This is a genomic window from Acidobacteriota bacterium (assembly GCA_028875725.1).
GTDB lineage: Bacteria > Acidobacteriota > Thermoanaerobaculia > Multivoradales > Multivoraceae > Multivorans.
This window is the reverse complement of the sequence record JAPPCR010000007.1, coordinates 35,080-49,363: the sequence shown is the minus strand read 5'-3', so window position 1 is coordinate 49,363 and position 14,284 is coordinate 35,080. Positions and strand designations below refer to the sequence as shown.

Sequence of the window (14,284 nt, the reverse complement as noted above, 5' to 3'; positions counted from 1 at the left end):
CTGTTTGTGAGCGGTGCCCTCGCCTTTGCCCTTGCCGTTTCCGGCTGCGACACGGACGGCCCGGGCGCAGCCTACGACGGTGATCTGGGCGCCGCGATCGAGCAGCTCAAGGCGGACGTTGCGGCGCGGCCGACGGACGAGTCGACGATCGCCGCGCGGGCGGCGGTGGCGGCCGACTGGGCCGACGCGCTCGCCCTGGCCGGTCACGAGATGGGCCTGGAGGGGCCGCGGGTGCGTCTGAACTCGACGTTGCCCCCGACCGGCGAGTCCGCCGTCAGCGCGGGCGCCATGATCGACCGGCTGGTGCGCGAGTTCACGCTGCGGGAAGAGGAAGGCGCGCTCGGTTCGCTGGCAACGGACACCCCGGGACCCTTCGAGGCCCGTCAGTACGCGACGGTTCGTCAGACGTGGACCGCCGGTACGCGGCCGGTCGAGACCGGCGGCGGGTTCTGGGTCGCTCGCCACTTCAACGTGAACTACGGCGCCTTTCAGACCTCCGACCCGGCCGGCGCCGGCTACGTGAGTCTCGAGACGAGTGACGGCGACGCCGTCTTCGAGGCCGAGGTCTACATGGCCTCGGGGCCGCACGGAGGCTTCCGCGCTCCGGAACCGGCGCTCGCGTTCCGACTCGTGGAGGGGCGGCTCGACGCCGGCGAGTCGGTGACGATCACCTACGGCGACACGTCGGGCGGCGGCCCGGGAGTCCTGATGACGCAGACGACGGGCGCCAGAATCCCGTTTCCGCTCTACGTCGACCTCGACGGCTCCGGAGAGTGGCGCCCGCAGCCCATTCTGCCGTTCGCGGTGATCGGCACGACGGTCGCCGGAGTCCACGGCTTCGCTCCGAGCGTGGTGCGGACCGGCGAGCTCTTCGAGTTCTCGGTGCGCGCGGAGGACCGTTTCTACAACCGGGCGACCGGCGACATTCCGGGCTTCGATGTCCTGTTGAACGGGGAGCTCCGCGCCTCGATCGAGTCGGGAACCGAGGCGATCACGGTCGTCGAACTGACCCTCGACGAACCCGGCGTCTACTGGGCGGCGATTCGCTCCCGGGGCGAGGGGCCGTCGATTGCCGGGGACGCGAATCCGATCCTGGTCGCGGACGACCCCGAGTACGGCATCTACTGGGGCGACACCCACGGCCATTCGGGCTACGCCGAGGGCATTGGCACCCTCGACTTCTTCATGCGGTTCGCGCGCGACGACGCGCGACTCGACTTCGTCACGCACTCGGAGCACGACATCTGGCTGGACGCCGGCGAATGGGAACTGATGCGCGAGAAGAGCGCCGAGTACGACGCGCCGGGGCGGTTCGTTCCCTACCTCGGCTGGGAGTGGACGCGGCACACGCGCCAGGGCGGCGGTCACCACAACGTCCTCTACCGCACGGTCGGCGACCAGGACGTGATCTCGGTGCTCGAGTTCCCGACGTTGTCCGAGCTCTACCGCGAACTCGACACCCGCTACGACCGCCGTGACGTCGTCGTCATCCCGCACGCCCACAACCCGGGCGACTTCCGGCAGTCGCACCCGGGCCTGGAGCCCCTGGTCGAGATGATGTCGATGCACGGGACCTTCGAGTGGTTCATGCAGGAGTACCTGTCGCGCGGGCATCAGGTGGGCGTCGTCGCGGCGTCCGACGACCATCTCTCCCATCCCGGCTACTCGGCGCCGAACCGGACCTCGCTGGCGCAGAGCGGGGGATTGGGGGCTGTGTTCGCGCCGGAGATGTCGCGCGACGCGATCTTCGACGGGATGAAGGCGCGACGCACTTACGCCACGACCGGGGATCGCATCATCCTCGATTTCAAGGTGAACGACACGATGATGGGCTCGCGGGCGCCGTTCTCGGACGTGCGGGAGATCGCGGGACGGGTGATCGGCACCGGGCCGATCGGCTCGATCGCGTTGATCAAGAACGAAGAGGAGCTCTGGAGCGAGGACTACTCGCTCGACACCGCCGGCGGAGCGCCCGCCGACCTGCTGCTCACGTTCTACTCCGAGGAAACGCCCATCCACATGGGCGACGCCCCGCGCGGATGGCGGCACTGGCGAGGCCGGCTGACGGTCGCCGGCGCCACGCTGCGGTCCATCGAGGGGACGGACTTCGTCAATCCGACGACCCAGCACGTGGAGCAGAACGGCAACGGCGCCATCTTCCGCACGAACACCCGCGGTGAGACGAGTTCGCTCCGACTGTCAGTGGCGGACGTGCAGCCCGGAGCGGCGATCGTCCTCGAACTGGAAGAGGCGGCCGAGACGGGCTCGGCGCCGCCGTTCTACCGGCCGCGGGCGGTCATCCCGGGCGCCCGGGTGCGCCTGCCGCTGTCGGATCTTCAGGGTGGCCGGCTGGAGAAACTGCTGCCGATCGAGGACTATCACCGCGACTCCGTGACCCTCCGGCGGGTCCGCCCGGACGGGCCGCGCGACCTTGCGTTCAGCTACACCGACAGCGATACACCGCGCCAGGGCGACTACTACTTTGTCCGCGTCCGCCAGTTGAACGACGCGATGGCCTGGTCGAGCCCGGTCTGGGTCGGAGGCCATCCGTCCCGGTAGCCGAGAGTCCGGGGCTGCTACACCGGCTCCGCGATGAACACGGGGATCGTGCGCGGCGTTTTGTTCCTGTACTGCTCGTACGGCGGGAACGCCTCCACGGCCAGCGCCCAAACACGGGCCCGTTCATCGGCATCCTCGACCTCCCGCACCCGCATCGCCTGAACCTCCGTGGCGTCCCTGATCTCGACATCCGGGTCGGCCCGGAGGTTGGACACCCATTCGGGATTCACGGGAGCACCTCCCTTCGAGGCGACCAGCACGTAGCTGTCGCCGTCCTTCACCCGCATCAGCGGTGTCTTGCGAATCGCGCCGGTCCGGTTGCCCGTGTGGGTGACGATGATGCACGGCAGACCGGTGTCGAGCAGGCCGACGCCCTCTGTGCCACCGCTGCCTTCGTAGAGCTCCACCTGGTCGCGGACCCACTTGATCGGACTTGGGATGTACTCGGCCATGGATCCTCCTCGCGCGTTCGCTTGCGGGCGGAGCGGCGAATCTACACGAGCGGCAGCCGCCGTCCGCCGGGCGTCGTGCGCCGGGCACACCCGCCTGGTGCGGTCCGGGGGAGGGGGTCCCAGCGAACGCTCGCCTTCTCTGAGTGGGGTGGAGGGTGGGGCTCGCTGCGTTCCGTTCGCTCCGGTCGGCTTCGGCCGATGATGGGGCTTGGGCAGTCGCTCACTCCAAGCTCGCTGGGACCCCCTCCCCCGGACCGCACCAGGCTGGCGGTCGTTGCCTGTGGGGCTGGCTGCGGTGGATTGTTGGGTCGCCCACGGATGGTGCGGTGGAGGAGAGGGCGGAGTAGATTGCGGTCATGAGTGGCCGGCCGATGGCGGTGACGATGGGGGATGCGTCGGGCGTTGGCCCGGAGATCGCGGTCCGGCGGTTTGCGGAGGGGCTGCTGGGCAGTGAGGTCGTGCTGTATGGCGACGCTGCGGTGCTGGCGAGCGCGGGGGCGGTGCTGGGATTGGATGTGCGGATCCGCCTGGTCAGAGAACCGGACGAGGCTGCGGACGGGGCGCTGAACGTCCGCGACCTGGGGCTGCTGAGCGCTGACCGGGTGACGCCGGGAGTGCTCAATGCAGAGGCGGGCGCGGCAGCGTTGGCCTACGTGGACCGCGCCACGCGAGACGCGTTGGCGGGCAAGGTGGCGGGAGTCGTCACCCTGCCGATGAACAAGGAGGCGACACGTGTATCGCGGTCGGACTTCCAGGGGCACACCGAGTTCATCGCCGGACTGTGCGGCGTCGACGATTTCGCGATGATGCTGACCGTGCCGGAGCTGGCGGTGACCCACGTCAGCGCTCATGTCAGCCTGCGCGAGGCGATCGAGCGGGTGGAACCCGTGCGGATCCGCAAGGTGATCGATCTGACCCACGAGGCGTTGTCGCGATTCATCGAGCGTCCGCGGATCGCCGTCTGCGGATTGAACCCGCATGCCGGGGAGCACGGTCTGTTCGGCGCCGAGGACGAGGAGATCATCCGGCCGGCGATCGAGGTCGCGGCTGCCGACGGCCTCGACGTGTCCGGCCCCCATCCCGCTGACACCATCTTCCGCCAGGCGATTCACCTCGACCGCTACGACGCGGCCGTCTGCATGTACCACGACCAGGGCCACGCACCGATGAAGCTCTACGGCTTCGAGCGCGGCGTCAACGTGACGATCGGCCTGCCGATCGTGCGGACTTCCGTCGACCACGGCACGGCGTTCGATATCGCCTGGCAGGGGAAGGCGTTCACCGACTCGCTCGGCCACGCGCTGGACTACGCGTGGAAGCTGGCGGGTCGCGTCGACTAGCAAGGAATTGGCCGCACACTGCGTGCGCCGGCGCCGCTGGCCGGCTGCCGACGAAGGCGGCCAGGCCAACGCGCCGGCCGTAGGCCTTGCTCAGCTTGGTGGCCAGTTCCTTGCTGGCTACATTGATCGGACGGCTAGCAGCTCCTCGAGGCCACGCAGGTCGGCGGCGTTTCTCGTGTAGATAGGCAGGTCGTTGGCCAGCGCGACGGCGGCGATCAGGAAGTCGGCGAGGCGCCGGCGGCCGACGGGGCCCCGGCGCAGGAGTGCGGAGTAGATCCGGCCGTAGGCGCGGGCTGCCGCGTTGTCGAACGGCAGGGGGTCCCAGGTGCCGGCGGCCCACTGCAGGCGGTCCTGCCGGCGGGCTCGCTCCTCGTCGTCCTGGCCGGCCGCCAAGGGCCCCACCGTGAGCTCGGCCATCGTGATGGCTGAAACGGCGGACAGGTCCGGCAACTCCAACGGGTCGATCAGGTCGTAGTCGATGATGACGGACGTATCCAGCAGGCCGTGGCTGTCGCCGGCGAGCGTCTGGCTCGCCTGGAGACCGGCCTCGTGCGTCGACTGGTGGAGAGGCTGTACGGCGGTACTCATGTCCGGCGATTTCCGCCCTGCTGATCGTCCAGCCAGGGATCGATGACGGCGTCGATGTCGGCCCGGAACCGGCCTGCGTCGATTCTGGGAGCGGTTCGCACCGCCTCCCTGAGCACGGCACGGGATACGTAGCGGCGGGCGGCTATGGGCCGCAGTTCGGCCACCGGGGTTCCGTTTCGGGTGATCGTCATCGTCTGGCCTTCCTGAACGGCCCGGAGCACCTTGGCCGAGTCGTTGCGGAGCTGTCTTTGGGTGATCGTTCGCACACGGCGGATCGTAGCAGTTGTAGCGTTTTGTAGCAAAATGGTCCTTTCGGTAGAGTGCAGCTACAGACACAGACGTAGAAACCGACGGAGGTCTCGAATGAGCGGACGACTAAGGGTTCCGGTTGCGGTGGTGCTCCTCATGGCGGTGCTGGCGATTGCCTGTTCTCCCGGCGGGAACGGCGGTGAGCAGGAGGCCTCCGCGGACGCTTCACCGCCGAACATCGTCGTCATCCTGGCCGACGACCTCGGCTACGCGGACGTCTCGATCTACGGCGACCGCCTGCAGACGCCGAACATCGACCGTATCGGCCGGGAGGGGGCCGTGTTCACCCAGGGCTACGTGACGACGCCGGTGTGTTCGCCGGCGCGGGCGGCGCTGCTCACCGGCCGCTACCAGCAGCGGTACGGCTTCGAGTACAACGCGCGTCAGGCGCCGGAAGTGCCGGATGTCGGGCTCATCGCCGGAGAGCTGACGATCGCCGATCACCTGCAGGCGACCGGCTACGCGACCGGCATCGTCGGCAAGTGGCACCTCGGCTTCAAGGACGAGCACTACCCGACGAACCGCGGTTTCGACGAGTTCTACGGCCATCTCGCGGGCGCCACGCGCTTCATCAACCGCAGGACGGAAGGCGCCGTATCGATGTCGGCCGACGAGGAGTTCAGGAGCCGTCCGCCGGAAGACCCGCGCGCCGATCTGGTGGTCAGGGGCAGCGAGCCGCCCGCGCCGCCGGAGCGCCGGGCGGGCAACCTGATCCTGCGGGGGCCGGAGAAGACGGTGGTCGACGAGCCGACCTACATCACGGACGTCTTCGGCGACGAGTCGGTCGACTTCATCCGCCGTCACGCCGATGAGCCGTTCTTTCTCTACTCGGCGTTCAACGCGCCGCACTCGCCGTTCCAGGTGACGGAGGAGTACTACGACCGGTTCCCTGACGAGGAGCACGAACTGCGGCGGATCTACTTCGGGATGATCGCCGCCCTCGACGACGCGGTCGGCCGCATCCTGGACGCCCTGGACGAGGCGGGGGTTGCCGACAACACGCTGGTCGTCTTCCTTTCGGACAACGGCTGCGCCGGCTACTTCCCGGGCCTGTGCTCCTGCGAGCCGCTCTCCGGCGGCAAGCTGACGTACTACGAGGGCGGCGTCCGGGTGCCGTACCTGCTGCGCTGGCCGGCGGCGGTCGCGCCCGGGACCACGATCGACGCGCCGGTGTCGACGCTCGACATCCTGCCGACCGCCCTGGCCGCCGCCGGAACCGCGGCGCCCGCGGATCTCGAACTGGACGGACGCGACTTGATGCCGCTTCTCGACGGGTTGGCCGAGGCGACCGGCCACGGCCGCTTGGTCTGGCGGAACTACCCGACCGTCGCCGTCCGCAGCGGCGACATGAAGCTGATCAAGCCGAACCAGGATGCGCCCGGCGGCTTCCTTTACGACCTGTCCATCGACGTTCGGGAACAGACCGATCTGGCCCCGGAGCGACCGGAGGAGGTCGCCAACCTCGAAGCGGTCATCGAGGAGTGGCGTGCCATCACGGTGGAACCGGCCTGGACCCGACGCCGGCCGGTCGTCTACTCGATCTGCAACATCGAGCCGATCGGTTTCGAGAACTAGACGGCCGCAGGCCGTCTAGTCGCCGTCCGGCCACTGAGCGGGCACTAGGATAGGGACGTCGAAGACGCCCTTTTCCCTTGGGAGGTCACTGGCCTATGAACACGTCCCACCGCACCTTTGTCGCGCTCGCCGTGGCGCTGCTGTTGTTGTCGGCAGCTTGCGGAGCGGCCGTCGGCGAGGAGGGCTCGGGCGCCGACGAGCAGCTCGCCGCGCTGGTTGCCGAAGTCGGTCCCGACTGGGAGATCGTGACGGACTACATGAAGCGTCAACGAGAGTGGATGCAGCGCCGCCTGAACAGTCTGGGTTCGGAAGAGGGCTCCGGGAGCCCGGAGGGCGGCGAGGAGGCTTCCGGGCCGCCTGACGCGGACCGTGCCGCCGCGGCGGCGATCGCGATTCTCGAGGCGGGCGCCGCGCACGAGAGGTCGGTGGACGCTGCGCAGTTTCTGACGAATCAGGCCGCGATGACGGCAAAGGGGGATGAGTACGCCTACCGGGGAGCGAAGGCCCTTCTCGAGCACGCCCCAGACTTCGGGGCGTGGGGGATGACGCTGTCCCGGATGCACACGTTCCGGCGGTTCCGCGACGACGGCGAATCCGCCCGGCCAGGGACGGACAGGTTCTTCGAGGAACTGGCGGCCGAGGCGGATGATCCGGTGCTGCGCGCGGCCGGTCGCTACTACCTGGCTCTGGGACGGATGGCGGCCGTCAACGCGAAGGACCTGCTCGAGGAGGAGCGCGCGGCCAGAAGGGAGGCCGCTCTCGACGCCGCGGATGGGCTGAGTGCGGGCGTCGAGGACGAGCCGCTCCTGTTCGGGATGAGGATGGGCGCCGGGACCTTCGCGGATGCCGAGGCGGCCCTGATCCGCAGCATCCGGCACGCTACCGTCGGAAGTGTCGTGCCCGAGCTGACCGGCAACCGCATGGACGGTGTCGAGGAAGCGTTGTCGGACTACCGGGGCCGGGTCGTGCTCCTCGACTTCTGGGCGACCTGGTGCAAACCCTGCATCGCGGCGCTGCCAACGCTGAGGGAACTCGTCGCGGATCTGCCCGCGGATCGCTTCGTCCTTCTGGCGGTCAGCGTCGACGCGGAACTGGAGACGGCGGTCGAGTTCATGGAGAAGGAGCCGATGCCGTGGGTGAACTGGCACGTGGGAATGACGAGCGACTTGACGGGAGTCCTCGACGTCAGTGCCTTTCCCACCTACATCCTGCTCGATGAGCAGGGCCGGATCCTCGCCAGGACGAGTGGCCTGCCCGACGACTTTCTGGCCCTGATCGAAGAGACGGCGGGCTAGCGGTGCGCCGGGACCGATCCTCGCTCGTCATCGGGCTGCTGCTGGCGGCGCTCCTCGCCGGGCCCGCCGCGGGTGCCGCCCAGAGCCTCTCCGACGCGATCGCCGACGACTACAGGACCGAGCTGAAGACGCTCTTCGAGCACTTCCACCGCAATCCGGAGCTGTCCTTCCTCGAACACGAGACAGCGGCGCGGCTCGCTGACGAACTGCGCAAGTCCGGCGTCGAGGTCACGGAGGGGATCGGCCGCACCGGCATCGTCGGCCTGATGGCGAACGGCGAGGGACCGCTGGTTCTCGTGCGGGCCGACTTGGACGGCCTGCCGGTGGAGGAGAGGTCCGAGCTGCCGTATTCCTCGGCGGTCAGGCAGGTCGATCTCTCCGGCGAGGAAGTGCCGGTCATGCACGCCTGTGGCCACGACATGCACATCACGACGATGGTCGGCGTGGCGCGGCGGCTCGCCGCGATGCGCGACCAGTGGTCGGGCACGGTCATGTTCGTCGGCCAGCCGGCGGAAGAGCGGATCATGGGCGCCCGCGAAATGATCGAGGACGGCCTGTACGAGCGCTTCGGCGTACCGGACTACGCGCTGGCGCTCCACGTGTCGGCGGGGAGGCCGGCCGGGAAGATCGAGGTGCCGCCGGGCCTGCTCGCGTCGTCCTCGGACAGCGTCGACATCACGGTGTTCGGGGTCGGCGCGCACGGGGCGTCGCCGCATCGGGGCAAGGACCCGATCTACATCGCGGCGCAGCTCGTCGTCGCGCTCCAGGGCATCGTGAGCCGTGAACTCAACCCGCTCGATCCCGGCGTCGTGACGGTCGGCGCGATCCACGGCGGCTTCAAGCACAACGTGATCCCGGACCGGGTGGAACTGCAGCTCACTGTGCGGGCGAACAGGGAGGAGACGCGGGAGCAGTTGCTGTCGGCCATCGATCGGATCGCGGAGGGCGTAGGCAGAGCCGCTGGACTTCCGGCGTCGCTGCTGCCGAAGGTGGTGCGCACGAAGGAATCGACGCCGGTCACCATGAACGACCCGGAACTTGCGGTCCGGGTACGGGCCGCGATCGCCGCCGGCATGGGTGAGGACGTGTTCTTCAGGGCGCCGCCCTCGGGCATGGGTGCTGAGGATTTCGCCTACTTCCTCCGCACGGAGCACAAGGTGCCCGGCACCTACTTCAACGTCGGCGGCACGGACCCTGCCGACCTGGAAGCGGAGGCGGCCGGCGGACCGCAGGTCGCCGGCCACCATTCGCCCTTCTTCCGCATCGAGCCCGAACCCTCGATTAGGGCCGGGGTCGAGGCGATGACGCTGGCCGTCCTCGACCTGCTGCAGCCGTAGCGGTGCCCGGACCGGAAGGCCCCTTCGAAGCGATCCCCGAGTCGGCGCTCCAGGACGTGCTGGCCGAGCTCGAACGTCTCTACCCGGACGCCGACTGCGAGCTGCGCCACGAGAACGCTCTGCAGCTCCTGATCGCGACGATCCTCTCGGCCCAGTCGACCGACGTGCGGGTGAACCAGGTCACCGAGACGCTGTTCGAGCGCTATCGCAGTGCGGAGGAGTTCGCGGCCGCCGACCCGGCCGTCTTCGAGCAGGAGATCCGCAGCACCGGCTTCTTCCGCCAGAAGACGAAGAGCGTCCTCGGTGCCGCGCGGAAGATCACGGAGGTGTTCGGCGGCGACGTGCCGGACACGATGGAGGAACTGATCACCCTGCCGGGAGTGGCGCGCAAGACCGCGAACGTGGTGCTCGGCACGTGGTTCAGGAAGCCGGTCGGCGTGGTGGTCGACACTCACATCGGACGTCTGGCGCGGCGCCTGGGCATCAGTCCCGAGAAGGACGCGGTCAAGGTCGAGCGGGACCTGATGAACCGGCTGCCCCAGGGCAAGTGGATCTTCATGGGTCACGCGATCATCTGGCACGGCCGCCGCGTCTGCGCCGCGCGACGGCCCGACTGCGCGAACTGCACGCTGGCCGACTGGTGCCCGCGCAACGGCCTGGCGGACTGTTAGGCTGCCGCGGTTCACCATGGAGTCGATCGCCACGACCGGACGGGCGCTTCGCCTGGCAGCCGCAGGCGTGCTGGCAGCGCTGCCGCTCCTTGCCGGTCCTCCCCCGGAGCCGCCTCCCTTCTACGCCATCGAGGGCGTGCGGGTCGAGGTCGGCGACGGCACGGTCCTGGAGCGCGCGACGGTCGTCATCGAGAACGGCACGATCACTGCCGTTGCCGAGGACGCGGCGATCCCGGCGTACGCCTGGGTCATCGATGGCGACGGACTCACCGTCTACCCGGGCCTGATCGACGCGATGGGCAGGCTGCCGCAGCCGCGGCGGCCTCCCGGTGGGCCGGGAGCAGGCGCGCCGGGGCCGGGGGGTCAGCGGCGGCGGCCGGATCCCGACCGGGCCCTGCCGCGCGGTCCGGAGGACCGTCCGCAGACGACGCCCTGGAAGCGGGCCGCCGACGACCTGGCACTGGACGCGGAGGCGGTCGAGGCCTGGCGGAAGGCGGGTTTCACCTCGATCGCAGCAAGGCCGGGCGACGGGCTGTTTCCGGGCCGGCTGTCGTTGGTTCGGCTGGGCGCTCCCGACCGCGATCCGGAACACCAGGTGGTCGCCCCCGCACTGGCCCAGATGGCAACGCTCAGCAGCGGCGGCGGCTTCGGCTCCTACCCCGGGTCGCTGATGGGCAGGGTCGCCTACTTCCGGCAAACACTGCTGGACGCGGCTCACTACGCCGCCGCGGTCGCCGCCTACGAGGCCGATCCCGCAGGTTGGCGGCGGCCCGACTTCGATCGAACCCTGGCGCCTCTGGCGAGCGTCGCCTCGGGCGAGGAACGGATCCTTCTGCCGGGTTCCAGCGCGGTCGAGATCGACCGGGCGCTCCGCCTCGCCGAGGAGTTCGGTCTCGACTTCACGATCTACGGCGGTCAGGAGGGTTACCGGCGGGCCGGCGAACTCGCGGATGCCGGCGTGGCGGTGCTGGTCGACGTCGACTGGCCGAAGCCGCTGCCGGAGCGCGAGCGGGATCCGGACGCTGACCGGCCGCTCCGCGAGGTTCTTCACGAACGGCTGGCGCCGACGACACCGGTCGAACTGGCCGAGGCGGGTGTCCGCTTCGCGCTCAGTTCCGGCGGCGCGGAAGGTGCCGCCGACTTCCTGGCGGGCGTGCGCCGGGCCATCGAGGGAGGCCTCGAACCGGCCCGGGCGCTGGCGGCGCTCACCTGGGACGCGGCGGCGGTCCACGGCCTGGATGACCGGATCGGCACCGTAGCCGCGGGAATGGCGGCCGACCTCGTGCTGGCCGACGGTTACCCCTGGCAGGAGTCGGCGCGAGTCGAGGCGGTGTTTGTCGACGGCGTCCGGTATTCCGTCTCGGACGGTGAAGAGGCCGAAGACGACGGTGAGGATGGCGAGAGCGCTCAGGAGGCCGATTCGGTCGGGGAGCCGGACGAGGCGCGGCCGCGAGGACGCCGCGGTCCCGGTGGTCCCGGCGGTCGCCGCGGCGGGTCGAGCGAGGCGCCCGCGCCGATGCGGCTGGCCGAGGTCGCGGCGAGGTACGCGGAAGTCGCCGGCGACGGGATTGTGCCGATGAACGGTCCCTACCGCGAGGACGCCGCGCTGGCGATCGTCGGCGGGACAGTGCTCACGATGGCCGGCGAGACGATCGAGAACGGCACGGTCGTCGTGCGGGACGGTCGGATCGCCGAGGTCGGCAGCGGCGTCAGGCCGCCGGCCGGGGCGCACGTGATCGATGCCGACGCCGGCTACGTCATCCCGGGCATCTTCGACGCCCACTCGCACATCTCGACCGCGGAGGGCATCAACGAGGGCAGCCTGGCGGTGACCTCGATGGCGCGGATCCAGGACGTGGTCGATCCGACCGACGTCGCGATCTACCGGGCGCTCGCCGGCGGCGTCACGACGGTGAACGTGCTCCACGGCAGCGCGAATCCGATCGGCGGCCAGAACCAGCTATTGAAGCTCCGCTGGGGCGAGAATGCGGACGGTCTGCGGTTCGAGGGCGTGCCTACGGGCATCAAGTTCGCGCTTGGCGAGAACCCGAAGCGGTCACGGTCCTTCGGCCCGGGGCCGCGCCGCTACCCGGCGACCCGGATGGGCGTTCTCGACGTCATCCGGGAGGCGTTCACGCGGGCCGCGGAGTACCGGGACGCGTGGACGCGCCACCGAGAGGCGGAAGCCGCCGGTCAGCGCAGCCGCCCGCCCGCGCGGGATCTGGAGCTCGAGCCGCTGGTCGAGATTCTGGAGGGCGAGCGGCTGGTGCACGCCCACAGCTACCGGGCCGACGAGATCCTCCAGTTGCTGCGGCTGGCGGAGGAACTCGGATTCCGGATCGCCACGTTGCAGCACGTGCTGGAGGGCTACCGCGTGGCGGACGAGATCGCGGCCCACGGCGCCGGCGCCTCCACTTTCTCCGACTGGTGGGCCTACAAGGTCGAGGCCTATGAGGCGATTCCGCACAACGCGGCCCTGATGGCGGATCGCGGCGTCCTGGTCTCGGTCAACTCGGACGACGCGGAGGAGATGCGCCACCTGAACCACGAGGCGGCCAAGGCGGTCAGGTGGGGCGGCCTCTCCGACGATGAGGCGCTGGCCCTGGTCACGATCAACCCCGCCCGCCAGTTCGGGATCGACGACCGCATCGGTTCGATCGAGGTCGGCAAGGACGCCGATCTCGTGATCTACGACCGGCATCCGCTGAGTTCCTACGCCGTGGTGCAGACGACCCTGGTGGACGGAAAGGTCTATTTCGACCGCGAACTGGACCGGCGCCGGCGGGAGCAGTTGGCTGCGCTCGAGCAGTCGTTGACCGAACCGGCAAGTGACGACGGCGGAGACGAGCCGTGACCGGCGGGTACGGCAGGATCGCGGCGGGACTGCTGGCGCTGGCCCTGGTGGCGTTCGCCGCGGCGGCGTCGGCGCAGACGCTGGCGATCGAGGGCGGCACGGTACATCCTGTTTCGGGCGCTGCCTACACCGGCACGGTCGTCGTGCGGGATGGCGTGATCGAGGCGACCGGACCGGACGTCGCCGTGCCCGGGGATGTCGAAGTGATCGACGCCCGCGGCCTCCACCTCTATCCCGGTCTGTTCAATGCCTGGACGGTCCTCGGACTGATCGAGATCGACTCGGTTCCCGCCACGCTGGATCAGGCGGAGCTGGGCGACACCCCGCACCTGCTGGCGGTCGAGGGGGTTCATCCGGCGAGCGAGATCATTCCGGTGACCAGGGAGAACGGCACCACGCACGCGTTGACGGCGCCCAGCGGCGGACCGTGGGCCGGCCAGGCGTCGGTGATCCTCCTCGACGGCTGGACGGTGGAGGAGATGGAGGTCGAGAAGAGCGTCGGCGTGGTGCTCGAATGGCCGAGCCTCGAGACCCGCGAGTTCGACTTCTCGACCTTCAGCGTTCGGGAGAAGAAGTTCTCCGAGGCGAAGCGGGACTACGACCGGACGGTGGACGAGCTCGGCGACTGGATCGAGGCGGCGCGGCAGTACGACCACGCTCGCTCGAACGCCGGTTTCGCGGCGGCGGTGGAGCAGGATCACGGCCTGGAGGCCGTGGCCGGCGTGGTGCGGGGCGATCTTCCGCTGCTCGTCGTTGCCGATCGGGCCCGGGCCATCCGTGACGCGGTCGCGTTCGCGGAAGAGCATGGTTTGCGGCTCGTGCTGGCCTCGGGACGCCACGCGGTGAAGGAGGCGGACCTGCTCGCCGAGAAGAAGGTGCCGATCATCCTGAACTCGGTTCAGGCGCTGCCGGTCGACGAGGACGATCCGTACGATGGCCCCTTCGCGGCCCCGGGCGAACTCCATCGCGCCGGCGTTCGGATCGCGTTCGGCACGTTCGACGCGTCGAGCGCCCGCGTCCTGCCCTACGAGGCAGCCACGGCCGTCGCCTTCGGTCTCGAACGGGAGGCAGCGCTCCGGGCGCTGACGCTGGGCGCGGCGGAGATCCTCGGGCTGGACGATCGTCTGGGCTCGATCGATCCCGGGAAGTGGGCGAACCTGATTGTCACCGACGGCGACCCGCTGGAGGTGCGGACCGTGGTTCGGCACGTGATCGTCCGTGGCCGCGACGTGAGCCTCTCGAACCGCCACAGCCGCTCGTACGAGCTGTACCGTAGCCGGCCGGCGCCTCCGTAGCCACCAAGC

11 protein-coding genes are annotated in these 14,284 nt (G+C 69.7%); 8 read left to right on the top strand and 3 right to left on the bottom strand.

Features of this window, described 5'->3' with window-relative positions; translation table 11 throughout:
* The first annotated feature begins 6 nt into the window (after positions 1-6).
* Positions 7-2,559, top strand: coding sequence for a DUF3604 domain-containing protein (locus tag OXI49_10440; GenBank protein MDE2690920.1), 2,553 nt, complete (start codon positions 7-9; stop codon positions 2,557-2,559).
* 17 nt (positions 2,560-2,576) lie between these two features.
* Here the strand turns inward: OXI49_10440 and OXI49_10435 are convergent, their stop codons facing one another.
* A complete protein-coding gene (locus OXI49_10435; protein MDE2690919.1) occupies positions 2,577-3,011 on the bottom strand; it encodes a nitroreductase family deazaflavin-dependent oxidoreductase in 435 nt (144 codons plus the stop codon).
* Positions 3,012-3,367: 356 nt separating this feature from the next.
* Between OXI49_10435 and pdxA the strand changes: the two genes are divergently transcribed.
* Positions 3,368-4,351 (top strand): 4-hydroxythreonine-4-phosphate dehydrogenase PdxA, encoded by a 984-nt coding sequence (gene pdxA, locus OXI49_10430; protein ID MDE2690918.1) that lies wholly within the window; start codon positions 3,368-3,370, stop codon positions 4,349-4,351.
* A gap of 117 nt (positions 4,352-4,468) precedes the next feature.
* Here pdxA and OXI49_10425 read toward each other — a convergent pair whose 3' ends face one another.
* Entirely contained in the window at positions 4,469-4,939 is a 471-nt protein-coding gene (locus OXI49_10425; GenBank protein MDE2690917.1) for a type II toxin-antitoxin system VapC family toxin, read from the bottom strand.
* Positions 4,936-5,205, bottom strand: a complete 270-nt coding sequence (locus tag OXI49_10420; GenBank protein MDE2690916.1) for a type II toxin-antitoxin system prevent-host-death family antitoxin — start codon at positions 5,203-5,205, stop codon at positions 4,936-4,938. The genes OXI49_10425 and OXI49_10420 overlap by 4 nt, the downstream gene beginning before the upstream one ends.
* 97 nt (positions 5,206-5,302) lie before the next feature.
* On the opposite strand from OXI49_10420, the gene OXI49_10415 reads away from it, so the two are divergent.
* From OXI49_10415 to OXI49_10390, 6 genes are all read left to right on the top strand, one after another.
* A complete protein-coding gene (locus OXI49_10415; protein MDE2690915.1) occupies positions 5,303-6,823 on the top strand; it encodes a sulfatase-like hydrolase/transferase in 1,521 nt (506 codons plus the stop codon).
* Between the two features lie 95 nt (positions 6,824-6,918).
* Positions 6,919-8,118 carry a TlpA disulfide reductase family protein gene (locus OXI49_10410; protein MDE2690914.1) on the top strand — a complete coding sequence of 400 codons (1,200 nt, stop codon included), beginning with the start codon at positions 6,919-6,921 and terminating at the stop codon, positions 8,116-8,118.
* Positions 8,119-8,120: 2 nt separating this feature from the next.
* Positions 8,121-9,455: an amidohydrolase gene (locus OXI49_10405; protein ID MDE2690913.1), complete on the top strand. Its 1,335-nt coding sequence runs from the start codon at positions 8,121-8,123 to the stop codon at positions 9,453-9,455.
* 2 nt (positions 9,456-9,457) lie between these two features.
* Entirely contained in the window at positions 9,458-10,126 is a 669-nt protein-coding gene (gene nth, locus OXI49_10400) for an endonuclease III (GenBank protein ID MDE2690912.1), read from the top strand.
* A 16-nt stretch (positions 10,127-10,142) separates the two neighbouring features.
* Positions 10,143-12,980 carry an amidohydrolase family protein gene (locus OXI49_10395; protein ID MDE2690911.1) on the top strand — a complete coding sequence of 946 codons (2,838 nt, stop codon included), beginning with the start codon at positions 10,143-10,145 and terminating at the stop codon, positions 12,978-12,980.
* A complete protein-coding gene (locus OXI49_10390) occupies positions 12,977-14,275 on the top strand; it encodes an amidohydrolase family protein (GenBank protein MDE2690910.1) in 1,299 nt (432 codons plus the stop codon). The genes OXI49_10395 and OXI49_10390 overlap by 4 nt, the downstream gene beginning before the upstream one ends.
* Positions 14,276-14,284: the final 9 nt, after the last annotated feature.